Consider the following 24,548-nt stretch of genomic DNA (forward strand, 5'->3'; position numbering starts at 1 on the left):
TTACTAAGAGCCGTTTTCCTGTGATAATTGTGGATAATGTGGATAATTCGGTGGATAAAAAGTCCTTGACAAGGAAAAAGGCGATTTTACGCGTAAAAAAAGGCCCTATGGGCCTTTTTAAGCTGTGAGTTATACACGAAAACTGTGGATGGGGCTGTGGATAACTATTTATGAACAAACCGGAAATTCTTAAAAAATAATTATTTAACGGATTTACATTATTCGTCAGCAAGGTTTTCCCATTCGCTAAATAAATTTCCAAGCTGTTCTTTTTTGAGCTTTAGCTCACTTTCATGTTCTTGAAGTGCGACATAATCCTGAAAAACCTCGGGCCTGGTCATTTCATTCTCAATCCGGGCGATGTCTTCCTCCAGCACTGCGATATTCTCCTCGAGTTCGGAGATCCGCCGCTGGCGGTTGCGTTCCTCGCGTTTGGCCTGCTTTTCGGCTTCATAGGAGAGGGCCGCACCTTTTTCTGCCGCCGGCACTTCAGCTTCGGCATTCTTGGAGGCCTTGACAGAGGCTAGCTCCGCTTCCTCCAGGGCAATCGCCTCAAGCTCCCGCTTTTTTTCGATATAATCATCATAATTGCCCAGATATTGATCAATTCCGCCTGGATGAAGCTCCAGTACACGTTCGGCCATTTTGTTCAGGAAATAACGGTCATGGGAAATGAAGAGCAGGGTGCCTTCAAAATCAATCAGCGCCGATTCCAGCACCTCGCGGCTCATCAGATCCAGATGGTTGGTCGGCTCATCGAGAATGAGCATGTTGGCGCCGCGCAGCATGAGCTTCGACAGCGAAACCCGGGCTTTCTCACCGCCGCTGAGCGCAGCAACCTTCTTCAGGACATCCTCGCCGCTGAACAGGAAATTGCCGAGAATCGTCCGGATTCGCGCCTCTTCCAGCATCGGATATTCACTCCACAGCTCCTCCAGCACTGTATTGCGCGGATTAAGCCGGGTCTGTTCCTGATCGTAGTAGGCGATTTTCACTTTGGTTCCCCAGTTCACGGTGCCGGTGGAAGGCTCCCGCGTACCGGTCAGGCACTGCAGCAGCGTGGACTTGCCGATTCCGTTCGGGCCAATCAGGGCTGCCGTCTCACCCCGCCGCAGCTCAAAGGAGGCGTTCCGGAAGAGCGGCTCCGCTTTTTCGCTGAAGGCTACCGCGACATCCCGCACCTGCAGCACCTCTTTGCCGGACATGAAGTCCGGCTCGAAGGAGAAGCTGGCTTTTTTCAAATCACCCAGCGGCTTGTCGATACGTTCCATCTTGTCCAGCGCCTTGCGCCGGCTCTGGGCCCGTTTGGTGGTGGAGGCACGCACGATATTGCGCTGCACGAAATCCTCCATCCGCGAAATCTCTTCCTGCTGCTTCTCGTACTGCTTCAGGCGGATCTCATATTCTGCGGCCTTCTGATCCACATAACGGCTGTAGTTGCCCGTGTACTTCCGGGACTGATGGCGTTCGATTTCGACGATTGTAGTCACCAGACGGTCAAGGAAGTAGCGGTCATGGGAGACGACCAGAATGCCGCCGGCATAGCTGCGCAGATAATCCTCCAGCCAGGTCAGCGTTTCAATGTCCAGATGGTTGGTCGGCTCATCCAGCATCAGCAGATCCGGAGCCTGCAGCAGAATGCGGGCCAGAGCCAGACGGGTTTTCTGGCCGCCGCTCAGCGTGGCAATCGGCGTCTCCGGCGGAAATTCGCCGAAGCCCATGCCGTGCAGAACGCTGCGGATCCGCGTATTCATCTCATAGCCGCCATGATCCTTGAACCAATCCGAACGTCTGGCGTAGCGCTCCAGCAGATCTTCATAACGCTTCGGGTCATCCGCCAGCCCAGGGTCGGCGATGTCTGCTTCGAGCTGCCGCAGCTCTGCTTCCGCTTCGATCAGCGGGCTGAATACGGCCAGCATTTCCTCTTGAATGGTCTTATCGGACTGCAGTCCGCTGTTCTGGGCCAGGTAACCAATGGTGGTTTCCTTGGATTTATGAATTTGCCCGCTGTCAAAGGACATCTCGCCGGCGAGAATCTGCAGGAAGGTCGACTTCCCGGCTCCATTGACACCGACGAGGCCTACCCGTTCCTTCTCGTTCACCTGCAGGCTGATGCCGTCCAGCACGCTTTGTATTCCATATGACTTGGTAATTCCTGTTGCTTGAAGAAGCATACTGATGAAACCTCCGCCCTTACATATTTCACCACGGCGTCTACCGCCCCGGTTGTACCAAAAACCTTATTCTATAGTTTACATGAAAAGCGTTTGCCGCGCGAGGGGAGCAGCCTGCATTACCTTGCTGCGATGCGTCTGGACGAAAGAATCCTTCCCCGGAGACTGCTGCACCAGCCGGGTCGTGGACAAGACTTGCAAAGGTTCCTGTAACAGCGTGTTTTGTTCAACCTTGGCGAACATGTGAGAAGAGTGGTAAACTGAGTTTACAAACTATGATAAGCTAGGATATAACGGAGAAGGAGGCTGCTGTCCATGACAGGCAACCGTGCGCTGCTGGCAGCGCTTAAGCGGGAACTGCGCGCAGAGAGAGCAGCTGTCCGTGAGGGGCTTGCTGCAGATGAACGGGCATCCATGTCCGCCCGGGTCTGCAGCCATGCACTGGACTGGCTCCGGAAGGAGAAGGCTGCTTCACTGCTCGCCTATGTGCCTTTCCGTTCAGAGCTGGATTGCCGCCCGCTGATTGCCGGGGCCTGGGCGCTTGGCCGGGAGGTGCTGCTCCCCCGTGTTATTGCGGAAGCGGGAACCATGAGCCTTCATACGGTTGGCTCCTGGGAGGAGCTTGCACCTGGAGCTTATGGCATCCTGGAGCCCTTACTCCCTGAAGGGAACGGGCAGGAGCGGGAGGTGCCCCCGGTTCCGGATGTGGTTTTTGTTCCGGGGCTCGCTTTTGACCGGCAGGGCGGGCGTCTTGGCTACGGTAAGGGCTACTATGACCGGATGCAGGCGTCCTTGAAGCAGGAGTCCGGATTTGCTCTGAAGCCTCCGGTCTGGATCGGGCTGGCTTTCAGCCAACAACTGGTGCCTGAAGTCCCGATGGATGGGCATGATGCCTATATGGACATGCTGATTACGGAAGAGGGCATCTTTCACTGCCGGAAGGAGAACATACCATGGAATTAACCCATTTTAATGAGCAGGGCAGGGCGCGCATGGTGGATGTGAGCGACAAGGAGATCACCAAGCGGACAGCCGCCGCGCGCAGCAGCGTAGAGATGGCTCCCGGAACGCTCGCAGCGATCAAGGCGGGCCGGATCGGCAAAGGCGATGTGCTTGCTGTTGCCCAGGTTGCCGGAATCATGGCGGCCAAAAAAACCGCGGACTGGATTCCCATGTGCCATCCGCTGCCGCTTACCGGCATTGATATCCGTTTTTGGGATAACAGCGAAGACCGGCTATATATAGAAGCAACCGTCAAAACAACCGGCAAAACCGGGGTGGAGATGGAGGCGCTGACCGCCGTATCGGCAGCCGCGCTGACGGTATACGACATGTGCAAGGCACTGCAGAAGGATATGATTATCGGGCCCACGCTGCTCGTACAGAAGAGCGGAGGCAAAACGGGGGATTACGCGCTGGAGGAATCAGGACACCAAGATGCGGGTGGAAGCGCTGAGTAAAGGCCGTGAAGACGGCCGCCTATACATAGCATAGCGAGAAGGAGGGACAACCTATGGCGTGGAAAACAGCAATCCTGACGGCCAGCGATAAAGGGGCCAGAGGCGAACGGGAAGACACGAGCGCCCAGGTTATTCGGGAACTGGTGGAAGAGGAGCTAGGCGGCGAGATCGTTGAATATCGGATCGTGCCGGATGAACAGGATGAGATTATTGCCGCACTGATTGAACTGACGGATTATTTCCAGGCGGATCTGGTGCTGACTACGGGCGGCACCGATCTGGCGATTCGTGATGTTACGCCTGAGGCGACCCGTCGTGTCATTGAACGGGAGGTGCCCGGGCTCTCCGAGGCCATGCGGAGTACGGTAATGCAGAAGAACCGTGCAGTGATGCTGTTCCGGGGCATCTGCGGCATTCGCGGAAGAACGCTGATTGTGAACCTGCCCGGCACACCCAAGGGAGTGCATGAGAATCTGGCAGCAATTATGGATCAACTGCCGGAAGCATTGCTCATGGTAACCGGCCAATACCGGCAATAATTTCTTCTATGCCCAGTAAGGTCACCAGGAATCGTCATGGATCTCTGATGGATGTGTGACATAAGTTATGGTATTATTAATTTATTGTTAACGATATCATGGACGGACAGAGTGACAAGGAGGAATAAACTATGCTAAGTGGTATTGGTGCTCCCGGAATTATTTTGTTAGTCATCCTGGCGCTGCTGCTCTTTGGTCCCAATAAGCTTCCTGAACTGGGCCGGGCCGTCGGGCGTACCTTCCGTGAATTTAAGGACGGGGCGCGGGAAATCATCAATGACCCGGAACCCGCTAAGAAAAGCGAAGCTCCGGCAGCGGCAGCCCCGCAGACTATGACAGCAGATCTTCCGCAGGACAGACGTCTGCCGGAATAAAATCATCTTTTCACGCGGGGGCGTTTCTCTCAGTGCTGTTTCAGGCTGGGCGGCGCCCCTTTTTTGAAATACGGCTCTTCATACATAAGTCATCGGGTGGTGTCAGTCATGTCTCTGGAAGCGGAAGAAATGTCAGTGGTGGATCATCTTACCGAACTGCGCAGACGGATTATCTATGTGCTGGTTGTATTCGTTGCCGGCCTCGTTGCCGGCTTATTCGTTGCCAAACCAATCTATCTCTACCTGATTCACGCAGATATGGCCCAGGGCTTCGTGCTGCATGCCTTCTCCTTCTGGGACGGCATCGGGATGTATGTGAAGATCGCCATGGCTGTTTCGCTGGCCGTATCGGTCCCGTTTATTGTCTATCAGCTGTGGGCATTCATCAGTCCCGGACTCCGGCCGGTGGAGCGGAGCGCCGCACTGCGTTATGTGCCTTATGTGTTTGTCCTTTTTATACTCGGCATCGCGTTTGCCTATTATATTGTATTCCCCATGGCCCTGTCGTTCACGATTACAATAACCCGCAGCATGGGGCTGGAAGAGACTTATGGCATTGCGCAGTACTTCAGCTTCATGTTCAGTCTGGTCATCCCGCTGGCGCTGCTGTTTGAGCTTCCGCTTGTCGTTATGTTTCTGACCAAGCTGAGAATTCTTAATCCGCTGCGCCTGCGTAAGATGCGCCGATACGCTTATTTCGCGCTTGTCTTTATCGCCGTGGTCATCACGCCGCCGGATTTCATCTCGGACTTTCTCGTCACCATTCCACTTCTGATTCTCTACGAATTCAGTGTATTTCTGTCGTCTTTCGTCTACCGCAAGCAGCTTGCCATGGACCGTGAGCTGGAGGCCCGTTACGTCAGGAAAGAGGAGTCCCGGTAGGGAACCGGAAAACGTGAACCGGAAGGGCATATTCTGCCCTCCGGTGGACAGAATGTAAGAGAGTGCGGGGCAGACAAGCCCACAAACCATATTTTTCCCAAAAACAAATACGATTTTACGTAAAAGGACTTGAAATCCGCCTTCAAGTTGAGTATCATAAAAATTGTTGTTAGCACTACACAGCGTTGAGTGCTAACAGTGCTGAGAAAGAGGCCATCGCCGGTATATGACGGTCCGGAGGTCCTGTTTTTCAGAGCTGCCGCCGAAGCTTTAGTCTTCACCGGTATCCCATCTATGTTTTCAAGCAAAACAACATATTTCAAAGGAGGCTATTTTTTCATGATCAAACCACTAGGTGAACGCGTGTTGGTAGAACCAAGCGAGCAAGAGCAAACCACTTCTTTCGGGATTGTGCTGCCGGACTCTTCCAAAGAGAAGCCGCAGGAAGGCAGAATTATCGCTGTAGGCAGCGGTGCCCTGAAAGACGGAGTGCGTGTTCCGCTTGAAGTTAAAGAAGGCGACCGTGTGCTGTTCTCGAAATATGCCGGAACTGAAATTAAATACGAAGGCAAAGAATATCTGATTATGAAAGAAAGCGACATTCACGCGATTCTCGACTAATCAGTAAGCCTTTCATAAGTGATAACCGAATTATACTTACACCAAAATTTAGGAGGTTAATTACACAATGGCAAAAGAAATTAAATTCAGTGAAGATGCCCGCCGCGCAATGCTGCGTGGGGTTGATGCTTTGGCAAATGCCGTAAAAGTTACACTCGGACCAAAAGGCCGCAACGTGGTGCTGGAGAAGAAATTCGGCAGCCCGCTGATCACTAACGACGGTGTAACCATCGCCAAAGAAATTGAACTGGAAGATGCTTTTGAGAACATGGGCGCACAGCTCGTGAAAGAAGTAGCTACCAAAACCAACGATGTAGCCGGTGACGGAACTACAACTGCAACTGTTCTGGCTCAAGCGATGATCCGCGAAGGTCTGAAGAACGTAACTGCAGGCGCGAACCCGATGGTTATCCGCAAAGGGATCGACAAAGCGGTTAAAGCAGCTGTAACTGAACTGCAAAACATCGCTAAGCCAATCGAAGATTCCCAGGCGATCGCTCAGGTAGCGGCTATCTCCGCTGCTGACGACGAAGTGGGCAAGCTGATTGCGGAAGCTATGGAAAAAGTGGGCAAAGACGGCGTTATCACCGTTGAAGAATCCCGCGGCTTCCTGACTGAGCTTGAAGTGGTAGAAGGTATGCAGTTCGACCGCGGCTACATTTCCCCGTACATGATCACGGACACGGACAAAATGGAAGCTGTTCTGGAGAACCCGTACATCCTGATCACCGATAAGAAAATCAGCAGCACCCAGGAAATCCTGCCACTGCTGGAGAAGATCGTTCAACAGGCGCGTCCGCTCGTAATCATCGCTGAAGATATCGAAGGCGAAGCTCAAGCGATGCTGATCGTGAACAAACTGCGCGGAACCTTCAACGCTGTAGCGGTGAAAGCTCCTGGCTTCGGCGACCGCCGTGAAGCTATGCTGCAGGATATCGCTGCTCTGACCGGAGGCCAAGTCATTACTGAGAAGCTCGGTCTTGATCTGAAGAGCACTTCTGTGGAACAACTGGGTAACGCCCGTCAAGTGCGCGTAACCAAAGAAAATACAACCATCGTAGACGGCAGCGGCGACAAAGCGGACATCAATGCACGCGTAAGCCAAATCCGTGCCCAATTGGAAGAAACCACTTCCGAGTTCGACAAAGAAAAACTGCAGGAACGCCTGGCTAAGCTTGCTGGCGGCGTAGCCGTTGTCAAAGTCGGCGCTGCAACTGAAACTGAACTGAAAGAGCGTAAACTGCGCATCGAAGACGCCCTGAACGCAACCCGCGCTGCGGTTGAAGAAGGTATCGTATCCGGTGGGGGTACAGCTCTTGTGAATGTATACAACGCTGTTGCGGCTGTAGACGTAACTGGCGATGAGAAGACAGGTGTGAACATCGTGCTGCGCGCTCTGGAAGAGCCAATCCGCACGATCGCAGCTAATGCAGGACAAGAAGGTTCCGTTATCGTGGACCGTCTGAAAAAAGAATCCATCGGCATCGGCTACAACGCTGCTACCGGTGAATGGGTGAACATGTTTGAAGCCGGAATCGTTGACCCTGCCAAGGTAACACGCTCCGCGCTGCAGAACGCAGCTTCCGTAGCTGCGATGTTCCTGACTACCGAAGCGGTTATCGCTGACAAGCCTGAGCCTGAAAAACCAAGTATGCCTGATATGGGCGGCATGGGTGGCATGGGCGGCATGATGTAATAAGGCGATAAGCCCGTATACATCCAAGTGAACAAGAGGCCTCACATCAGTTCTCCGAACTTTTGTGAGGCCTCTTGTTCACTACTGGTAAAACTCCCCTAGAGCATGGGGAGAGGCCTTGAACACAAACAACGCCCTTTCACATTCCTATTGGGATGCGAAAGGGCGTTGTTTGTGTTCTCCTTGCAAAGGAAGCCTGGTTTAGATGAACGGTGTCCTTTATCTTCTTGAGTTACTGCCGGAGACCATGTCGTCTTCCGCCAGGTAGTGATCTTCAAGCTCAATAAATTCGGCTGAACGGTGCGCGGCAATCATGCCGTGATAGCTGATATCGAGGCCGATTTCTTCCTCTTCCTCGCTGGACCGTACCTGAACCAGCTTCCCAATCAGCTTCAGCCCGCACCAGGTAGTTGCAAAACCCCAGGCTGCCAATGTGACAAGCCCAAGGATTTGCACCCCGAGTTGGTGCCAGCCTCCACCATAGAGCAGTCCGCCGTCGGTAGCGAACAAGCCTACGGCTACGGTTCCCCAGGCGCCAGATACGGCATGTACCGGAAAGGCTCCCACTGGATCATCGATGCGGCGGGCTTCCAGCCAGTTGGTAGCCGCCATCATGAGCAGACCGGAGACGGCGCCAATCAGGATGGCCGCGCCGTCACTGACAAAGGCGCAGCCGGCAGTAATACCAACCAGACCGGCAAGAGAACCGTTAATTACGGAGGGTGCGTCTGAACGCTTGTAACGGAATAAGGTGTAGATCAGTGTGATCCCGCCGCCTGCTGCCGCTGAGAGCATGGTCGTAATCGCAATGTGTCCGATCCGGGCATCGGTAGCACTTAAGGTGCTGCCTGCATTAAAGCCGAACCAGCCGAACCAGAGCAGGAAGGCGCCCACTGAAGCCAGCGGCAGATTGCTCGGAAGGGCAACGGTGCTGTTCCCGGCCTGATTGAATTTACCTTTTCTTGGGCCGATGACAATTGCTGCCGCCAGTGCCGAGAATCCTCCAAGGGCATGAATAACGGCTGAACCTGCGAAGTCCTGCAGGCCCAATTGGCTAAGCCAGCCGCCGCCCCAGGCCCAGTGGCCACCCAGGGGATAGATCAGGCCGGTCATGAATATGACGTACAGCAGATAAGCGCGGAAGTTGATCCGTTCAGCAACCGCCCCTGATACGATGGAGATAACAGCAATGGTAAAAGCCGCCTGGAACAGCCAGAAGGTATCCACCGAGATGGTGAAATGAAGATTGGAGAGATCACCGCCAAGCATAAATCCGCTGGTGCCTACCAACCCGCCGGCATCTTTTCCGTACATCAGCCCAAATCCGAAAATATAAAAAATCAGCGTTCCTATAGTGATATCGGCGAATACTTTCATGATAATGTTCACACTGTTTTTATATCTTACAAAACCGGCCTCCAGCAGAGCGAAACCGCCCTCCATCAGCAAAATCATAGCGGCGCTCAATACAACCCAAATCGTATCTACTCCACCGCCAAGGGACTCCAGCGTCACATTCATTTCTATAATGCCTCCATGCCCTTAATGAATTTAATCTCTCTTATGATTTCAGGTGACAGCGGGATCTCTTCCGTTACGGGATGAGTGCCGAGCAGCAGCAGGACCTGATCCAATTCCTGTATGCTTCTTTTAATGCTGTCTATTTGTTTGAACCGGTCTTTTACATGAACTATATATTCTACGGCTGTGTGATGGCTCGCCGGATGCCCTGCAAACCATTTACGGATGGGGGAGAGGGATTGGTACATGGCCTCTTCTGCCCGCCTTTTTTGTTCATATTTGTTGATTTTATCCTTAATCCCCTCGATTTCTTCCTCTTTTCTGGCCTTGAGGCGCTCGATGAGGTGTCTTATCTCCTCTGTAGACAGACGATAAACAACATTATGGTATACTTCATCCACAATAATCATGTCAGATCTCCTTACATGAAAAGTCATAGACTGATTATATGGACAATGTAAATACAAGTCAATAGGTTTTTACGTCCAAGCGGCGCGACGGGCGTTTTGGCGTTGTTCAGATTTTCAGAAGCTGTAGGCTGTCCCTGCCCGGAACGATAAAGGGTGGATGAGATTAAGATCTGAATCTCCCGGATGGATTTTCTTTTAGATGGAAAAGTGTATATTATGTTACAAGGAGACTTTTCTTATTAGAAAGGATGATGATTATGACCTATTCACAGATCTCCCGCAACTCGGGCAGTGTCACCGATATGTTCTATCTGGAACAGCAAATTAAAACAGTAAAAAAAGAAATGAAACGGGCAGAAGCCGCGGGGCTGCAGGAGCTGCAGGATCAATTGAGCCGCAGGCTCGCTGAACTGGAAACCGAACTGGATAAGCTTGGGGATTAAAGAAAAGAATAAGGGATCTCCTGTCCGCATCCGTGGCGGATAGCTTTCCTATCCCCTTTTTCACAGTTACCCGGGACATGGCTGTCTTTCAATGCCAAACAGCACCCATTCGATCTGGAAGAAACTATGGTCATATGAAATATCGAGCAGCCCGTTCCGTTCCCCGATGGTTTTCTGGATGTTTTTGAGTCCGATGCCATGCGCCCTGTGATCGGACTTTGCCGACCGGATTCCGCCGGAAGGGGTGGTCTGTATGGGCTGAACGTATGGATTCCGGATTCGCATAAACAGGCTTTCGTTCAGATAATGCATATGTATGGAAATCTGCCGCTCAGGCGCCGGGCCTGTGATCCCCTGGCAGGCTTCTATGGCATTATCGAGGGCATTCCCGAGAATCACACAAAGAGCCGTAGTGTCCAGGGCAAGCTGCGGAGGGATATTCAGCTCCAGCGTGAAAGTAATCCCATAGCGGGCGGCTTCCTGCATTTTGTAATTGATCATCGAGTCAATGACCAGGTTTCCGGTATTGCAGTTCCCGGTTGGGGACTCAACCCGGCAGAGCAGGGTGTCCAGCTCCTGCGCCGTTGCGGCCGCTTCACCAGAGCTGAGTTTCACGCGCAAGCCAAGCAGGATATGCTTGAAGTCATGCTGAAACTTGAAGCTGTCCTCCTGCATGCTCCGGATCAGATGATACTGATTGAGGTAATAGGTATTCTGCTGCTCCAGCAGGATCCGTCTGCTGCGCTCGGCTTGTGCGTGCAGAATCCGGTCGCTCAGTACATAAATGAGCAGGTTGATGGCCAGCAGCAAGGAGGGAACCACCGGGAACAGCTGCGGGTAGCTGCGAAAGAACAGGCTGTTGGACAACTGCAGCAGCGTTGCAATACTCAGCAGCGGCACCAGAAACAGGAGGCACCAGTACCAGCCGGCCAGCATGCCGTTTCCGTCCCCTGTGGCAATCCGCAGCACCAGGAAGACGAGCAGGAGCATCAACAGCTTGGAGAGGATCAGATTCGCCAGGTACCCTATATCTGTAAAGGCGAAAGGGAGCACTGTGTCGCTAAGAAACAGGAGGGCAGCCATGAAAAACGCACTGTACCCCTTCCATCTGAGGTCTCCGGCATAGAGCAGCGATAACAGGATGATAAGGCCGGTATTCAGGAGGATCAGCAGGATATCCGGCAGTGGACTGTGATGCAGGCCTATATGGCAGGTGGTATATAGGAGGTAGAGCAGGACAAGTCTGCTTCTCCGTTCTATCCGGCAGGCAAAGCAGCGACTGAAGAAATAATGAAAGGTTAACGGAATCAGAGGGAAGGTGATGAGGTACAGCAGTTCCTCGCGCAGCAAAGTGTTCAAGCGAGATTCCCCCTGAATTTCATGTAGGCCTTCCGCACAGGAATGCTGTTCTTCTCACTGACCGGAAGCTCGTCGCCGGTGATGAGCACGATTCTCCGGGCGCTTATTTCTTTCACGCTGTAAAAGTTAACAATGTAAGACTGGTGTATGCGGATAAAATAGCCTGAAGGCAGCTTTCGGGCTTCTTCGCCTAGTGTGCCGTAATACTGGATCTCCCCATCCCTGGTCATGAGGGAGATACGCCGGATACGGCTCTCCAGATAGTGAATGTCCCGGAGGGGAACCAGCCTTTCCTTCCCTTTCAGTTGTACCGGCAGAAAATGCTGCTTGCCCTGCTGCCGGATGCGTATTGCTTTTTGCACAGCAGGGATCAGCTTGTCCAACAAGGACTTCTGACCGACAGGCTTCTTGATGAATCCGGAAGGCCGGACGTCGAACAATTGGAGATGATACTGCTCATAGCTGGAGATATAAAAGAGCTGTGCCGGATCGTTGGCATCATCCGCGCGCAGCACATGCCCCGCCATAATGCCATCCATTCCCCCCATCTCAATGTCCATAAAAATAATATCGAATATGCTGCCCTGCCCCAAAGCCTCGACAAACCGCTCTGCAGAAAAGTAAACCGACATATCAATCTTTTCGGAAAAACGCTCACGGTTATCCAGAATCAGGCTCTCCACCAGCCCCGCAGAGCGCGGGTCATCGTCGCAAATGGCGATATGAATCATAGGTTCACTCACTTTCCTGATGTATTGCTCTATTATACATTTATTCCCTAAATACGACAGTAACCCTCGTATATTGAACAATTCAAAGTCCGGCGCGGACGGTTCATGATATGGTCATTCCGCAGATAATTAATGATCAGAGGAGTGTTCCGGTTGAAACCAGCGGTTTTTGAGGCAAGGCATGTAAGCAAGCAATACAGGTCAGGTTTCGCTTTGCAGGGGCTTGATATGAAGATTATGGAGGGGGATATTTACGGGTTCGTCGGTGAAAATGGAGCCGGTAAAACTACGCTGATGAAAATTATTGGCGGGCTTGTACAGCCGACAGACGGCAGGATTCTGCTGTTCGGACAGCAGGGCAAAAAGGAGCTGTGCGCGGCCAGACGGCGGGTAGGTTTTCTGATTGACATGCCGGCTCTGTATCCGCATATGAGCGCTGAAGAGAATCTGACATTTTATCATCATGTTCTTGGCATCAGGAATCCCAAAAGAATCGGTGAAGCGCTGCAGGCAGTTGCTCTAACGGATACTGGTAATAAGAGGACCTCGGAATATTCGCTGGGGATGCGGCAGCGGCTGGGATTGGCGGTTGCTCTTCTGGGCAGTCCGCAGCTGCTTGTACTTGATGAGCCGATTAACGGGCTTGATCCTGCGGGGATTGTGGATATGCGGCATATTCTGGAGCGTCTGGCGAAGGAGGAGGGGGTTACCATACTGATCTCCAGTCATATTCTTGGTGAGCTGCAGCTGCTCGCTACCCGATACGGATTTATTCATAAAGGGAGGCTGGTGCAAGAGATTGCTGCCGGGGAATTGCTGCAATCCGCCCAAGCTATGATCTGTATTGCTGCTCCGAATGCGGAAAGTACCGCCGAACTGCTGAAGCAGAGGCTGCAAATCCCGGACATTTCCGTCAACACCGCTGGAGAGCTGCAGATTCCCAAATCGAGTGTGGATCTGGAGCGGCTGATGGCTGTGCTTTTGCAGGAGGGGATTCCTGTAGAAGGGTTCAATCTGTCCGCGCCAAATCTGGAGCACTATTATATGGATTTGATCGGGGGCGTGAAACGATGAGAAACTTCCTTCAGGCCGAGATTTATTTTCTGCGGAAAGATGCGGCGTTTAAGAGCATTACCGTGCTGTTCGCGCTCGCCAGCCTTGGACTGGCGGTGTTTCTTGGAAGCAAGGGGGGCTATGCTCTAGACAGTCCTGCTCAGCCCATGCGGATTGCATCGTCCTTTTCCTTGTTCCTCTATCTGGTCATTCCGATGTTCGCATGTTTTTTTATCACAGAGGGGTTCGAGCATGGCTCGGTGCAGAATATAATCGCTTCAGGGTTGAGCAGAGCAGGATATTTTCTGGGGAAATACCTGCTGGGGATGCTGGTGATTCTGTGGTGGCTGCTGGAGTTTTACGGAGGTTTTCTGATCGTGTCTCTGTCTGCGGCGCTGATCACCGGCTCTCCCGTTGGTCATGAGACAACAATTGAAGATCTGACAGCCTCTGTGCGGGTTTTCGGGTTAAACCTCCTGTATCTGGCTGCTTATTCCGCTGTTGTGATGATGCTGGGAGTCATGATCCGCAAGGCGGCTTCCGCCATAGTGGCGGCTTTTTTCTTTGTATTTGGTAATTTTCTGCTTACAGGTTACCTTCAGGGAACGTCTTCGGCGTTTCTGCGGCTGCTGTCCGACCATGCGCTGATGACGCAGATTATGAAATTTTCCGGGATGTACGTGGAGCACTCGAAGGTTATTCTGCTGTCAGGTACAAGTGACTACGTCCGGGCGGTGCTTATTCCGGCTATTATAATCATAGTTTGTCTGACAGCTGCCCTGCTTTCTTTGGAAAAAAGAGATATTCATATATAATAGGGACAATTCACAGAGGAGGTGTTCCGGTTGAACGAAAAGAACAGAACGGAGCTCGCCACCTTTGCGGGCGGCTGCTTTTGGTGTATGGTCAAGCCTTTTGACGAGCTGCCGGGAATTGTCTCTGTGGTATCCGGGTATACGGGCGGCCATACGGAGAATCCGACCTACGAGGAAGTGGGGACGGAAACGACGGGGCATGTGGAGGCTGTGCAGATTACGTATGAGCCTGAGCTGTTCCCGTATGAGCGCCTGCTGGACATTTATTGGCAGTTGATTGATCCGACCGACAAAGGCGGACAATTTATGGACCGGGGGTATTCCTACCGGACGGCAATTTTTGTGCATAATGAAGAACAGCGTGCGAAGGCGGAGGCGTCTAAGGCGGCTCTACAGGCCAGCCGAAGATTTAAGGACCCGATTGTGACGGAGATTCTTCCTGCCGCTCCTTTCTACTCTGCTGAAGCGCTGCATCAGGATTATTATAAAACCCATCCTTTGGATTATAAGCTCTATCTGAAAGGCTCGGGCCGGGACGAATTTCTGGAGCAGCACTGGAACAGCCCTGAGGATCAAAAACGCCTGCGCAACCAGCTTACCCGGCTGCAGTATGAGGTCACGCAGCATAAGGCATCGGAGCCGCCATATGAGAATGCATATTGGAATGAATTCCGTGACGGCATTTATGTCGATGTAATCAGCGGCGATCCGCTGTTCAGCTCGGCGGACAAATTCGACTCCGCTACCGGGTGGCCCAGCTTCACCGGGCCGATAGCCGGGGGACTGATCCGGCGGGAAGCCGACTACAGCGGCGGAGAGGTGCGGACTGCGCTTCGCAGCAGACTGAGCGGAGCCTATCTCGGCCATTTGTTCTTCGATGGGCCGGAGCCGGCGAAGCAGCACTACCGGGTCAATTCCGCCGCGCTGCGGTTCATCCCGAAGGAGGAACTGGAGGCGAACGGGCTGGGGCGGTATGTGGGGGTTGGGAAACATATGTTAACATGATTATGCAATAGCAAAATCAGTTTTATTTTCGTGAGGAAGAGGGGGCTCCCGATGGCAAAATGGGATAACATGCTGTCCATGCTTTGGATGCTGCGATCCGGGAGGAAGCTCACCGCCGCGCAGATTGCGGACGGTCTGGAGATCAGCGTCCGTACCGTGTACCGGTATATCGATGCATTATGCGCCAGCGGCGTGCCGGTCGTCGCGGAATCAGGCCACGACGGCGGCATCCGCATTCTGGACAGCTTTAAGGAGGCGCCCTTGTTCTTCAACTCTGTAGAGTTGAAAGCGCTTGTGGACGCATTTAAATTTGCGCAAGGTGCTGGCTATCCGTATACGGAGGAACTGGAAGGCGCATTGAAAAAGGTGGAGAACGGGCTGCACGAAGAGCAGCGCTGCGATCTGTCGAGTCAGACAAGCGGCCTGGATGTGATTTCTCCGGCGCGCCCGCCTTCCAACGTTCTGTTGTTACGGGACCTGGAGCAGGCGGCGAGGGACGGGCGAACGGTCCGAATCGCCTATCGCAAAGCAAATGCGAAGCAGGCCGATGAACGTGAAGTCGATCCGTACGGATTGGCTTACGACCGAAACGACTGGTACGCTGTCACGTTCTGCCACCGGTCGCAGGCGGTGCGGACGTTCCGCGTCGACCGCATCGTGCGGCTGGAGCCGACTGAGGAGCGGTTCGAAAAGCCGGAGCGTTTCTCCGCGTCGGCCTATTTCCGCAACCAGTCCGAGCAAGAACGGGAGGCGGATGGACCGCTGATAGTCATCCGCATTGAGGGAGAGCCAGATACGTTGAATGCGGTGTGCGGCCACTGGCACCTGCGCCACTATTTGACGGAACGGACCGATCGGGAGGCGCGGTTCCTGCTCGACGTCCCGACGATGAACAAGTACCTTACGCAGTATCTGATGACGTTCGGCACGGCCATCCACATTCGCGAGCCGCTTGAGCTCAAGCGTAAGATCCGGGAAATGGCGTACACAATCGCACAACATTACGAAGACGATTCCGGCTGAACTTTTTGCTGACAACAGTTGTCAGTGAACCCGGTATACGATAGAGACAAGGCTGCGGCAGCCGCAGCCAAACAATGATGAATACAGGAAAGGTGGATTCCTATATGCTTCAACACCCGCATCAATTGTATGAATATCATGTTTGGGCGAATGACCGGTTATTCACTCACCTGGAGCAGCTTCCGAAGGAAGTGTTCCATGCAAAAGTAACGAGCGTGTTCCCGTCCGTGTCGCAAACGTTTGGGCACCTGTACATGTACGAACAGCTCTATATGTCTGTGCTCGCGGAGGTTCCGAACGAGAAAATTTTTCCGAGAATCCCGGACTGGACAGAGGAAGCGCAGGGCAAAACAGTGGACGAGATGCGGCGGCTGTTCTCCAGCGTCGCCGAACAGTTCCGCGATTTGCTGCGGCGTACGTCCGACTTGGACAAGGCGATGACGATTGAGCATCCGAGGTACGGCAGTCTCGATACGCATTTCTCCGAAATTCTGCGGCATGTGGTCAACCACGGAACCTATCACCGGGGCAATGTGACCGCGATGCTGAGGCAGCAAGGGCATACCGGCGTCCCGACCGATTATATGTTCTATTTGGTAGAGCAGCGGGACGGTCAGCCGTAAATGGTGCGGAGCGAACGGCGGCACCTTTCACCCGGTGCCGCTGTCGGACGTACTATTTCTGATAAAACATACAATACACAGGAATCTGGCCGACTTGGGTGTCTTTGCTTAAAGTAAATCCGAAATTTTGATATAGCGCTATATTTCTTTTATTTTCCGTATCCAGGGCGAGTCCCTGTGATTGTTTGTCTGTATTTACCGTCTCCAGAAGGTGTTTCAGCAGTGCCGTTCCGACTCCCTTACCCTGCGCTTCCGGTTTTACTCCAATCATGATGAGATAATGATGCAGAAGTGGGGGAGCGGCGGCTCTTGTGACTCTTATATAGGAATTTAGAAGATGTAAGGTTTGTCCGGAAACCTGAAATAACAACGGAATCAGCCTCCCCAGCAGTAAAACTCCTTTCATCGTCTGACGTATGCCCGCGTGCGGCTTCTCAACGACATAAGCGCCAAGCAAGCGTTCATGTATAAAATAACCCCACACCTCTTCATGGAGTAAGAAGCTTTTGTCAAACATAAAGGAAACAAATGCGGTCACGCGGCTTCTTGCTTTGTTGTCGAGCTCTGAATCGCCGAATAAATGCAGGAATAAGGGATCCCGGGCAAATGCACTGCTCATGAGAGCTACGAATAAAGGCTTGTCTGACTTGGCCAATGGGGATATTCGGTACGAAGGGCTCATAATTGTTCACCGGCGTTGCTGATAGCTTTACGGTAATGGTCGACAGAAAAGCTGAATAATACTTTCAGCATAAATAATAAGCATGCGGTCAGCATATAGGGCTGGATATCAGGCAGCATAGGCAAGCCGCCCATGCCGAGGGACAAGAGCAAACCTGCAACGAAGACTTGCGAAGGTCTCCCCATAACAGCATTCACGATAAATGCTCCCGCGATGGTATACGCCCATACCGCTATTGAATACCCGATATTCGTATTTAATAAAATGGCTACAAGCACGATATGAACATGAATCGCAATGAATACAATACGATTCGTTTTCCGCGCCGCATAAAAGTTACTGGTCGAGGCCGTGAAGTTGGCAATACAGCCGGAGAATATATCGAACAGCAGCACCAATGCCAAAACACTGCGCCACACTGGCAAATTGCCGGTCATCTCAGGGAACACCAAATATAAGGCAGTGGTCAGCAATGCGCCGAACAGCAGGATTGCTGCTATAGCTGCAATGGACTGCTTTTCACCAAAAACATCATGCAAAAACGAAGGTATCCTAATTGGTTTCATTTCTTTACGCTCCCATCATTCATAGATTGATTTTTGTCTTGCGATAGTTTTGTACTAAATGTAGTTATTTAGTATAAAACTATTATAAATACATGTAACCCAGATTTCAATAAAGATTTATACTCAATTTGTTGAATTACTCTAAAACTTAAGTTACACTACCTATGAGGTGGAGAAGATGAACGGCTACGAACGACGGAAACAGAAGAAAATGGAGCAAATATTTAGCGTCTCATTCAAATTATTTTCTAAATACGGCTTTCAGAAGGTCAGCGTAAATGAGATTGCGCAAGAGGCGAGGGTTTCTCCGGCTACTATTTATAATTATTTTGGGACCAAAGAACAGCTTTATGGCGACATGCTTATATATTGGATGGACAATCAACTGGAGCAGTATGAGCAAATTTTGGAGTCCAGCCTCTCTTTTCCTGAGAAAACCAAGGAAATTATGTTGCTTGAGGTAAAAAACTTAAAAATCATATCGGATGAATTTATGAAGGCTCCGTCCGCAGAGCAGGTTGGATTGGAGCGAATGATGGAGCAGTACAGCGAGGAAAAAGTCATGCGTTTTTTTATGAAATTTGTCGCACTTGGAAAGCAGGAGGGTTATATTCACCTGGAGCAAACAGACGAGATGATGGTCATGTACTTCACGATGTACAAGAACGAGTTGGGCCGGCATTGGACGGCATCGAACGAAGAAGGAACAACGATAAATATGGATCAATGGCTGAAGTTGTTTTTTTATGGTTTAGGCGGGAGCGCCGCTTATCCGTGCCAGTGACATTGCCCATCTTAACGCGCTGCGGCATGGACTGGATGTGGGGGAGCTGTTGGAGAATCATATTTTGTCGATTTTGACAAGATATTAGACATTCGTATAATCCAGACAAACTTAGATTTACATCCGTCCCTTAGGCGTCTATAATTTTCCCTGAAACGAGAAAACACAGCCTGGTTGGTAGTCCAGGCGCATGCATGGCTCTGTATTCCTCAGAACGGCATGTCAGTAGCCTTCCCCCCCTCGGGATGTCCATCGTTTCGATTCAATTGAGGGGGATGGATATGAAGCTTACAATTTATCATGATGGTCAGTATTGGGTTGGAGTCCTGGAGGATCAGGACCAAGGGAAGTTGAAGGCAGTCAGGTACATTTTTGGTGCAGAACCTAAGGACGAGGAGATTCTACAGTTCATTCGTAACAAGGTGTCGGAGCTTATCAGCAGACTCTCGGAGGAAGTGGCCGTAAAGCCGTCCGAAGTGAAAAAGGTCAGCCCCAAGCGGCTTGCACGGCAGGCAACTAATGAAGTACGGAGAAAAGGCGTTTCTTCCTATGCTCAAGAGGCTCTTAAGCTGGAGTATGAGAAAAGAAAGCAGGAGAGAAGGACCGGTTCGAAACAGCAGTTGGAAGCAGCATTGGCACGTAAACGGGAATTAAAGGTGCTAAAGGCCAAAGAAAAACATCGCGGCCGCTAGCAGAACCTGCTATGTTGTAAACAAAGGGCACCCATCCGGGTGCCTTTTGACTTAGCATTCATTTTCTGGGTTGATACATTTCGTGCCGTGTAAGTCCGTTTTCAATTACTCACCCATCATTTGAATATATACTTTACGGGTCTGCGGACCGTCACACTCCACAAGATAGATATGTTGAGCTGAACCACATACCATTCTGGATTCCTGAATAGGAAACATACAGCTATTTCCTACAGTTGAAAGAATTATTGCTCCGGGTGAATTTGTCGATGTCGTCTATGCATTTCATTCCCCGGTTTGGAAATCGGCAAAAACAAATTGGAGCAATAATGCCGGATTGGAAAATGCAATTGACGTAAGGGGGTTCAATTCAAGGTATATGCCGGTTCAGGTGAAATCGTATCGGCTGGAACGCTCCGGATTACGAATTTTAAGTTGAATTTCTAAGAGCTAAAGAATACAAAGGAAATGGCGGCAGAGGGAGTAACTTCCCGGATGCCGCCATTTTTGGAATCAAAAAAACCTGGCAGAAACGCCAGGTTATTATATGTAAAACCGTTGCAAACAAATAAGCATTGTGCTAAAGTTGAAGAACTGTCGATGTTTTTTTAAATAAAACACAGTTAACGCATTTTATCTACACCTTTATTGTAGCAGATGGAAATGCATTTTGTCAACAGTCCTTTTTTCTTTGCTAACTTCGTTTGAGAAGGAGTGTATTCAGAAGATGATGAACATGAATGAATGGCAGCAGGAGCAGCAGCGGCTGGATCTGGTTAAGGAAAAACTGTCATCCGCGATCGTTGAACTGGAGCCCAAGATAAGCCAATTAAAGGATCAGGCGGCGGATATCCGCAAAAGATTCTGGGAAGAGGTTACGGTCAACACCAGCACGGACGAGGATTTCGAAGAAACCTTTTTCACGATTAATCAGCAATCTGCAGTGTTGTCCGAACGGGAACGCAGCCATAAACGGCTGGTGCAGCAGTGGAAAAATATGAACCGGCTGCTGCCCTCTCCTTATTTTGGACGCGTCGACTTTCTGGAAGATGGCCAGGGGATTACGGAGCAAGTGTATATCGGAGTGTCCTCCTTCGCCGATACGGATGGTCTGAGCTTTCTGGTATATGACTGGCGTACTCCAATTGCGAGTCTTTACTATGACTATCCTCCGGGCACGGCAGCCTATGAAACGCCGGGAGGGCGCATCACGGGGACCATGAACCTGAAGCGTCAATACCAGATCCGTGACGGTCATCTCCAGCATATGTTCGATTCGAGTTTAACCATCGGCGATGAATTGCTCCAGCAGGTGCTCGGTGGAGGGGCAAATGCGCAAATGAAAAGCATCGTGGCGACGATTCAAAAAGAGCAGAACGCGATTATCCGCAACGATAAAAGCAAGATGCTCATTGTGCAGGGGGCAGCCGGAAGCGGGAAAACCTCTGCAGCGCTGCAGCGCGTAGCATATCTGCTGTATAAACACCGCGATAGGCTCACGGCGGATCAGATTGTTCTTTTCTCGCCTAACCCCATGTTCAACAGCTACGTCTCTACAGTTCTTCCTGAGCTGGGGGAAGAGAATATGCAGCAGACCACCTTCCAGGAATATCTGGACTATTGGCTCGGATCAACGTTTCGCCTGGAGGACCCGTTCGATCAGATCGAATATGTGCTGACCGGACAGCAGGGGCCAGAATATAAGGCCCGTATGAATGGAATTCAATATAAAGCGTCGGAAGCCTACCTTCAGGCACTCCGCAGGTATTCGGTGTGGCTGGAGCGGGAAGGCATGAGGTTTGTCAGCATCCGTTTCCGGGATCGTGTGTTGATCTCTGATGAGCAGATCAAAGCCAAATTCTACAGCTATGATGCTTCGATCCGCCTGGCCAACCGTATCACACTTGTCCAGAAATGGCTGCTGCAGGAGCTGGCCCGGCTGGAGAAGGTAGAGCAGGGAGCAGACTGGGTACAGGAGGAGCTTAACTATCTGGACGGGGAGCAGTACGCTGAAGTATTCAGTATGCTGCACAAAGACCGGGGGGTTTTTGACTTTGCCGAAAAATATGCCCGGATCGATGAAATAGTCCGCAACAAGCCCCGCCCGGACGAGGGTGATTTTGATTTTGCCGAGCGGGAGGAAGAGCTGCTGACCCGGATGATCGTGAAAGAGCAATTCCAACCCCTGAGACGGAATGTAAAGCAATTCTCGTTTATAGATATGCTTGGGCTGTACAGCCAGTTGTTCAGCGATGAAGCTGCATACAGGGAAATGACAGATGAAGCTGAGGTGCCGGAGCATTGGCCGGAAATCTGCGTGCATACCAAAGATAAGCTGAGCCGGAACGAGCTGTTGTATGAAGATGCTACACCATATCTGTATCTAAAAGAACTTGTCGAAGGTACCCGGACCAACACTCAGGTGCGGCATATATTCATCGATGAAGGTCAGGATTATTCGATGTTTCAGTATGAGTTCCTCAAAAGACTTTTTCCCCGTGCCCGGATGACCGTGCTCGGTGATTTCAGTCAGGCCATCTTTACACAGGCCACGAACCTGCACGGGATCGGTTCGCCGTTAGTCCGGCTCTATGGCGAGGAGGAGACCAGCCAGTTTCTTCTTGTCCGCAGTTACCGTTCCACCCGTGAAATTGTGGAGTTCACGAAGCCGCTTTTGCCGGGCGGGGAAACAATTGTACCTTTTGAGCGAAGCGGCAGAAAGCCCACCCTCACGAGGCTGGAGAGCAGCGGGCGGCGGGTGGAGCGAATAGCGGCAGATATCGCGGCGCTTCAGTCTGAAGGCTATACATCCATCGCCGTGATTACGAAAACCGCTGCCGGGAGCACAGAAGCCTATGAGGCTCTGGCAGCCGGGGGGGTCAAAGAGCTGCGGCTGATCACAAAGAACACGCCTACTTTTGACAAGGGGATACTGGTCATTCCCGCATATCTCGCTAAGGGGGTAGAATTTGATGCGGTGTTGATTTACGATGCCTCCTTGCAGTCCTATCACCGGGAGAACGAGCGCAAGCTCTTTTATACAGCATGTACACGGGCAATGCACCGGCTTCTCCTGTATACGGCAGAGGAATGGACACCTTTCATCCAGGCGGTAGACACATCTTTGTATGAGTTGGTGTAACAGACAGTTCCCAGAGGCTTCCTTAACTGGTATCGGCTGAACATCCGGAACATGACAGTAAGTTGTCTACTTTCTTATTGTACAATTCAGTGAAAAGGAGAGTGGACCATGAACACTTATACCGTTCACAAACAAAACCTGATCATAACAGGAGTTGCTGTACGTACTACAAACGCAGAAGAGGCGGGACCGGAGGGGAGATTGCCCAAGCTGTGGGAAACTTACTTTCAGAGCAATCTCTTATCTGCGGCGGGAGGCGAAAATCCGCATTTTATTTACGCTGTGTACACGGATTATGAGAGCGACGCAAACGGCGCTTATACCGTTGTAATTGGGCATGAATCAAGCGATAAGCCGGTCCCGGATGACAAGAATCATGTCGTTGTGGCCGTCCCCGGGAGTAAATACAGGGTATTCACGACAAAAAAAGGGCCGGTGTATGAAGTGGTGGCACAAGCGTGGCGCGAGATTTGGGCCTATTTCGGGGAATCCACAGAGAAGAGAGCCTACACAGGCGACTTTGAGCTGTATGATGCCAGAGACTTTGATCCGGCGAACACAGAGCTACAGATTTACATTGCTATAAGATAATGAGCTAATCTTGATTTATTTAACCATCAGTTGTCAGAATTCCCCCATTTCTAAAATGGTGGGATGAATGGCAACGGTCTTTCTTATCTAAAGGAAATTATCTTCCATAAATACGAACATTTGTGCTATGATGGATTCGTAAATTCCTGGAAAGGAGTTGCGAGGCATGTTCGTACTTAAAGCGTATAAGTATCGGATCTACCCCACCCATGAGCAACAACAATATCTGGAAAAGGTGTTCGGATGTGTCCGTTTTATCTACAACAAAATGCTTGCGGATAAGATCGAACACTATAAACAAACGGAGAAAATGCTCCATAATACACCTGCCAGGTACAAGAAAGCATTCCCGTGGCTGAAAGAAGTGGACAGCCTGGCCTTAGCAAACGTTCAGCTCAACCTGGAGAAAGCCTATAGGCATTTTTTTCGGGATAAGAACGTGGGTTTCCCTACATTCAAAAGCAAGAAAACGAACAACAATAGCTTCACAACGAACAATCAAAACGGAACGATAGCCACCAAAGCTGGAACGATTAAAATTCCGAAACTAAAGACAAGAATCCGAATCAAGGTACATCGTCCATTCTGGGGGCGAATCAAATCCTGCACCCTATCCAAAACACCATCAGGAAAATATTTTGCCTCCGTACGGGTAGAAACAGATATCGCTCCTTTGCCAAAAACAGAAAAGAAGATTGGCGTAGATCTGGGACTAAGAAACTTTGCGATTACTTCGTGTGGCGAAGTGATCGCAAATCCGAAACATCTTCGTCAATCGGAACAACGATTAGCCAAACTGCAAAAGGACTTGTCGAGAAAGAAGAAAGGAAGCCATAACCGAAATAAAGCACGTTTGAAGGTCGCCAAGCTTCATGAAAAAATAGCGAATCAGCGTAAAGACTTCTTGCACCAAACGTCAACCCAAATGATACGCGAAAACCAAGTGATCGTGATGGAAGACCTGCGTGTAAAGAACATGATGCAGAATCATAAATTAGCTAAAGCCATATCCGAAGTATCTTGGAGCATGTTTCGAGCGATGCTCGAATACAAGGCGAAGTGGTACGGGAGAACATTGATGATTGCCCCAAAACACTTTGCGAGCAGCCAAAGATGTTCCTGCTGCGGCTATAAAAACGCAGAAGTGAAGAACCTTGCGGTACGTGAATGGACTTGTCCTGAATGTAGTGTACAACACGACAGAGATGTAAACGCAGCTAAAAACTTACTACAATTAGCCATATAAAATGGCAACGATTGGGCTAGGAACTAGCCTCTAAGCTTGGGTAAACTTGGAGCAGTAGCTCTATTGACCAAGAAGCACCCACCTCTTAGGTGGTGTGTAGTTCACTCTAAAAGGAA

At 51.0% G+C, this 24,548-nt stretch carries 25 protein-coding genes and 1 pseudogene; 18 read left to right on the plus strand and 8 right to left on the minus strand.

The genetic code is table 11. The features are described from left to right. Positions 1-218: 218 nt before the first annotated feature. The gene (gene abc-f / locus PRIO_RS06160; RefSeq protein WP_046501458.1) at positions 219-2,174 is read right to left on the minus strand and encodes a ribosomal protection-like ABC-F family protein; all 1,956 of its coding nucleotides are present in this window, start codon (positions 2,172-2,174) and stop codon (positions 219-221) included. Between the two features lie 315 nt (positions 2,175-2,489). Here abc-f and PRIO_RS06165 point away from each other — a divergent pair, with 315 nt between their 5' ends. From PRIO_RS06165 to groL, 7 genes are all read left to right on the plus strand, one after another. Beyond that, positions 2,490-3,137, plus strand: a complete 648-nt coding sequence (locus PRIO_RS06165; RefSeq protein ID WP_020429423.1) for a 5-formyltetrahydrofolate cyclo-ligase — start codon at positions 2,490-2,492, stop codon at positions 3,135-3,137. Continuing rightward, positions 3,128-3,634: a cyclic pyranopterin monophosphate synthase MoaC gene (moaC, locus tag PRIO_RS06170; protein ID WP_046501465.1), complete on the plus strand. Its 507-nt coding sequence runs from the start codon at positions 3,128-3,130 to the stop codon at positions 3,632-3,634. Before PRIO_RS06165 ends, moaC begins: the two co-directional genes overlap by 10 nt. Positions 3,635-3,687: 53 nt before the next feature. Beyond that, a complete protein-coding gene (locus tag PRIO_RS06175; RefSeq protein WP_020429419.1) occupies positions 3,688-4,173 on the plus strand; it encodes a MogA/MoaB family molybdenum cofactor biosynthesis protein in 486 nt (161 codons plus the stop codon). Between the two features lie 131 nt (positions 4,174-4,304). Next, on the plus strand, positions 4,305-4,547 hold the full coding sequence (locus tag PRIO_RS06180) for a twin-arginine translocase TatA/TatE family subunit (RefSeq protein WP_020429418.1): 243 nt from the start codon (positions 4,305-4,307) through the stop codon (positions 4,545-4,547). A 108-nt stretch (positions 4,548-4,655) separates the two neighbouring features. Beyond that, positions 4,656-5,429, plus strand: coding sequence for a twin-arginine translocase subunit TatC (tatC, locus tag PRIO_RS06185; RefSeq protein WP_020429417.1), 774 nt, complete (start codon positions 4,656-4,658; stop codon positions 5,427-5,429). 339 nt (positions 5,430-5,768) lie between these two features. Beyond that, entirely contained in the window at positions 5,769-6,050 is a 282-nt protein-coding gene (groES, locus tag PRIO_RS06190; protein ID WP_020429415.1) for a co-chaperone GroES, read from the plus strand. 67 nt (positions 6,051-6,117) lie between these two features. Continuing rightward, on the plus strand, positions 6,118-7,746 hold the full coding sequence (groL, locus tag PRIO_RS06195; protein ID WP_039835288.1) for a chaperonin GroEL: 1,629 nt from the start codon (positions 6,118-6,120) through the stop codon (positions 7,744-7,746). A gap of 219 nt (positions 7,747-7,965) precedes the next feature. On the opposite strand, the gene PRIO_RS06200 is transcribed toward groL, so the two are convergent. Both PRIO_RS06200 and PRIO_RS06205 read right to left on the minus strand, forming a co-directional pair. Next, complete coding sequence (locus PRIO_RS06200) at positions 7,966-9,267, minus strand: ammonium transporter (protein WP_020429411.1); 1,302 nt, start codon at positions 9,265-9,267, stop codon at positions 7,966-7,968. 2 nt (positions 9,268-9,269) lie between these two features. Further along, a complete protein-coding gene (locus PRIO_RS06205; protein ID WP_020429410.1) occupies positions 9,270-9,677 on the minus strand; it encodes a hypothetical protein in 408 nt (135 codons plus the stop codon). A 257-nt stretch (positions 9,678-9,934) separates the two neighbouring features. Here PRIO_RS06205 and PRIO_RS06210 point away from each other — a divergent pair, with 257 nt between their 5' ends. Further along, complete coding sequence (locus tag PRIO_RS06210) at positions 9,935-10,120, plus strand: hypothetical protein (protein ID WP_141639128.1); 186 nt, start codon at positions 9,935-9,937, stop codon at positions 10,118-10,120. A 66-nt stretch (positions 10,121-10,186) separates the two neighbouring features. Here the strand turns inward: PRIO_RS06210 and PRIO_RS06215 are convergent, their stop codons facing one another. Both PRIO_RS06215 and PRIO_RS06220 read right to left on the minus strand, forming a co-directional pair. After that, complete coding sequence (locus PRIO_RS06215; RefSeq protein ID WP_020429406.1) at positions 10,187-11,479, minus strand: ATP-binding protein; 1,293 nt, start codon at positions 11,477-11,479, stop codon at positions 10,187-10,189. Further along, a complete protein-coding gene (locus tag PRIO_RS06220) occupies positions 11,476-12,222 on the minus strand; it encodes a LytR/AlgR family response regulator transcription factor (RefSeq protein ID WP_141639127.1) in 747 nt (248 codons plus the stop codon). The genes PRIO_RS06215 and PRIO_RS06220 overlap by 4 nt, the downstream gene beginning before the upstream one ends. A 141-nt stretch (positions 12,223-12,363) precedes the next feature. On the opposite strand from PRIO_RS06220, the gene PRIO_RS06225 reads away from it, so the two are divergent. From PRIO_RS06225 to PRIO_RS06245, 5 genes are all read left to right on the plus strand, one after another. Continuing rightward, on the plus strand, positions 12,364-13,284 hold the full coding sequence (locus PRIO_RS06225) for an ABC transporter ATP-binding protein (protein WP_020429403.1): 921 nt from the start codon (positions 12,364-12,366) through the stop codon (positions 13,282-13,284). Next, on the plus strand, positions 13,281-14,078 hold the full coding sequence (locus tag PRIO_RS06230) for an ABC transporter permease (RefSeq protein ID WP_020429400.1): 798 nt from the start codon (positions 13,281-13,283) through the stop codon (positions 14,076-14,078). Before PRIO_RS06225 ends, PRIO_RS06230 begins: the two co-directional genes overlap by 4 nt. Positions 14,079-14,108: 30 nt before the next feature. Then, complete coding sequence (msrA, locus tag PRIO_RS06235) at positions 14,109-15,083, plus strand: peptide-methionine (S)-S-oxide reductase MsrA (protein ID WP_020429398.1); 975 nt, start codon at positions 14,109-14,111, stop codon at positions 15,081-15,083. Positions 15,084-15,134: 51 nt separating this feature from the next. Continuing rightward, complete coding sequence (locus PRIO_RS06240; RefSeq protein WP_020429397.1) at positions 15,135-16,106, plus strand: helix-turn-helix transcriptional regulator; 972 nt, start codon at positions 15,135-15,137, stop codon at positions 16,104-16,106. A gap of 74 nt (positions 16,107-16,180) precedes the next feature. Further along, on the plus strand, positions 16,181-16,729 hold the full coding sequence (locus tag PRIO_RS06245; protein WP_231869825.1) for a DinB family protein: 549 nt from the start codon (positions 16,181-16,183) through the stop codon (positions 16,727-16,729). Between the two features lie 52 nt (positions 16,730-16,781). Here PRIO_RS06245 and PRIO_RS06250 read toward each other — a convergent pair whose 3' ends face one another. Both PRIO_RS06250 and PRIO_RS06255 read right to left on the minus strand, forming a co-directional pair. Continuing rightward, positions 16,782-17,348, minus strand: coding sequence for a GNAT family N-acetyltransferase (locus PRIO_RS06250; RefSeq protein ID WP_331709831.1), 567 nt, complete (start codon positions 17,346-17,348; stop codon positions 16,782-16,784). A 59-nt stretch (positions 17,349-17,407) separates the two neighbouring features. Next, positions 17,408-17,977, minus strand: a complete 570-nt coding sequence (locus tag PRIO_RS06255; RefSeq protein ID WP_039789123.1) for a hypothetical protein — start codon at positions 17,975-17,977, stop codon at positions 17,408-17,410. Positions 17,978-18,155: 178 nt separating this feature from the next. Here PRIO_RS06255 and PRIO_RS06260 point away from each other — a divergent pair, with 178 nt between their 5' ends. Together PRIO_RS06260 and PRIO_RS06265 are read left to right on the plus strand one after the other, a co-directional pair. Then, positions 18,156-18,761: a TetR/AcrR family transcriptional regulator gene (locus PRIO_RS06260; RefSeq protein WP_020429390.1), complete on the plus strand. Its 606-nt coding sequence runs from the start codon at positions 18,156-18,158 to the stop codon at positions 18,759-18,761. Positions 18,762-19,042: 281 nt separating this feature from the next. Continuing rightward, positions 19,043-19,453, plus strand: coding sequence for a YjdF family protein (locus PRIO_RS06265; RefSeq protein ID WP_020429389.1), 411 nt, complete (start codon positions 19,043-19,045; stop codon positions 19,451-19,453). Positions 19,454-19,558: 105 nt separating this feature from the next. On the opposite strand, the pseudogene PRIO_RS34705 reads toward PRIO_RS06265, so the two are convergent. After that, positions 19,559-19,708 (minus strand): annotated as a pseudogene (locus PRIO_RS34705) (YjbQ family protein); the annotation flags it as partial. 475 nt (positions 19,709-20,183) lie between these two features. On the opposite strand from PRIO_RS34705, the gene helD reads away from it, so the two are divergent. The 3 genes from helD to tnpB all read left to right on the plus strand — a co-directional run bounded on the left by helD (position 20,184) and on the right by tnpB (position 24,432). Then, positions 20,184-22,595, plus strand: coding sequence for an RNA polymerase recycling motor HelD (helD, locus tag PRIO_RS06270; protein ID WP_039789126.1), 2,412 nt, complete (start codon positions 20,184-20,186; stop codon positions 22,593-22,595). A 108-nt stretch (positions 22,596-22,703) separates the two neighbouring features. Next, entirely contained in the window at positions 22,704-23,186 is a 483-nt protein-coding gene (locus tag PRIO_RS06275; protein WP_020429387.1) for a GyrI-like domain-containing protein, read from the plus strand. Positions 23,187-23,352: 166 nt separating this feature from the next. Then, entirely contained in the window at positions 23,353-24,432 is a 1,080-nt protein-coding gene (tnpB, locus tag PRIO_RS06280; RefSeq protein ID WP_046501484.1) for an IS200/IS605 family element RNA-guided endonuclease TnpB, read from the plus strand. Positions 24,433-24,548: the final 116 nt, after the last annotated feature.

Source organism: Paenibacillus riograndensis SBR5 (assembly GCF_000981585.1).
GTDB lineage: Bacteria > Bacillota > Bacilli > Paenibacillales > Paenibacillaceae > Paenibacillus_AQ > Paenibacillus_AQ riograndensis.

Excerpts from the sequence above, each read along its gene's own strand:
- PRIO_RS06260 (WP_020429390.1), top strand. The coding sequence starts at position 18,156 with ATGAACGGCTACGAACGACGGAAACAGAAGAAAATGGAGCAAATATTT.
- PRIO_RS06275 (WP_020429387.1), top strand. The coding sequence starts at position 22,704 with ATGAACACTTATACCGTTCACAAACAAAACCTGATCATAACAGGAGTT.
- PRIO_RS06265 (WP_020429389.1), top strand. The coding sequence starts at position 19,043 with ATGAAGCTTACAATTTATCATGATGGTCAGTATTGGGTTGGAGTCCTG.
- PRIO_RS06165 (WP_020429423.1), top strand. The coding sequence starts at position 2,490 with ATGACAGGCAACCGTGCGCTGCTGGCAGCGCTTAAGCGGGAACTGCGC.
- moaC (WP_046501465.1), top strand. The coding sequence starts at position 3,128 with ATGGAATTAACCCATTTTAATGAGCAGGGCAGGGCGCGCATGGTGGAT.
- PRIO_RS06200 (WP_020429411.1), bottom strand. The coding sequence starts at position 9,267 with ATGAATGTGACGCTGGAGTCCCTTGGCGGTGGAGTAGATACGATTTGG.
- groES (WP_020429415.1), top strand. The coding sequence starts at position 5,769 with ATGATCAAACCACTAGGTGAACGCGTGTTGGTAGAACCAAGCGAGCAA.
- PRIO_RS06255 (WP_039789123.1), bottom strand. The coding sequence starts at position 17,977 with ATGAAACCAATTAGGATACCTTCGTTTTTGCATGATGTTTTTGGTGAA.
- PRIO_RS06205 (WP_020429410.1), bottom strand. The coding sequence starts at position 9,677 with ATGATTATTGTGGATGAAGTATACCATAATGTTGTTTATCGTCTGTCT.
- PRIO_RS06245 (WP_231869825.1), top strand. The coding sequence starts at position 16,181 with ATGATGAATACAGGAAAGGTGGATTCCTATATGCTTCAACACCCGCAT.
- tatC (WP_020429417.1), top strand. The coding sequence starts at position 4,656 with ATGTCTCTGGAAGCGGAAGAAATGTCAGTGGTGGATCATCTTACCGAA.
- abc-f (WP_046501458.1), bottom strand. The coding sequence starts at position 2,174 with ATGCTTCTTCAAGCAACAGGAATTACCAAGTCATATGGAATACAAAGC.
- PRIO_RS06210 (WP_141639128.1), top strand. The coding sequence starts at position 9,935 with ATGACCTATTCACAGATCTCCCGCAACTCGGGCAGTGTCACCGATATG.
- PRIO_RS06240 (WP_020429397.1), top strand. The coding sequence starts at position 15,135 with ATGGCAAAATGGGATAACATGCTGTCCATGCTTTGGATGCTGCGATCC.
- tnpB (WP_046501484.1), top strand. The coding sequence starts at position 23,353 with ATGTTCGTACTTAAAGCGTATAAGTATCGGATCTACCCCACCCATGAG.
- helD (WP_039789126.1), top strand. The coding sequence starts at position 20,184 with ATGAACATGAATGAATGGCAGCAGGAGCAGCAGCGGCTGGATCTGGTT.
- PRIO_RS06230 (WP_020429400.1), top strand. The coding sequence starts at position 13,281 with ATGAGAAACTTCCTTCAGGCCGAGATTTATTTTCTGCGGAAAGATGCG.
- groL (WP_039835288.1), top strand. The coding sequence starts at position 6,118 with ATGGCAAAAGAAATTAAATTCAGTGAAGATGCCCGCCGCGCAATGCTG.
- PRIO_RS06250 (WP_331709831.1), bottom strand. The coding sequence starts at position 17,348 with ATGAGCAGTGCATTTGCCCGGGATCCCTTATTCCTGCATTTATTCGGC.
- PRIO_RS06175 (WP_020429419.1), top strand. The coding sequence starts at position 3,688 with ATGGCGTGGAAAACAGCAATCCTGACGGCCAGCGATAAAGGGGCCAGA.
- PRIO_RS06180 (WP_020429418.1), top strand. The coding sequence starts at position 4,305 with ATGCTAAGTGGTATTGGTGCTCCCGGAATTATTTTGTTAGTCATCCTG.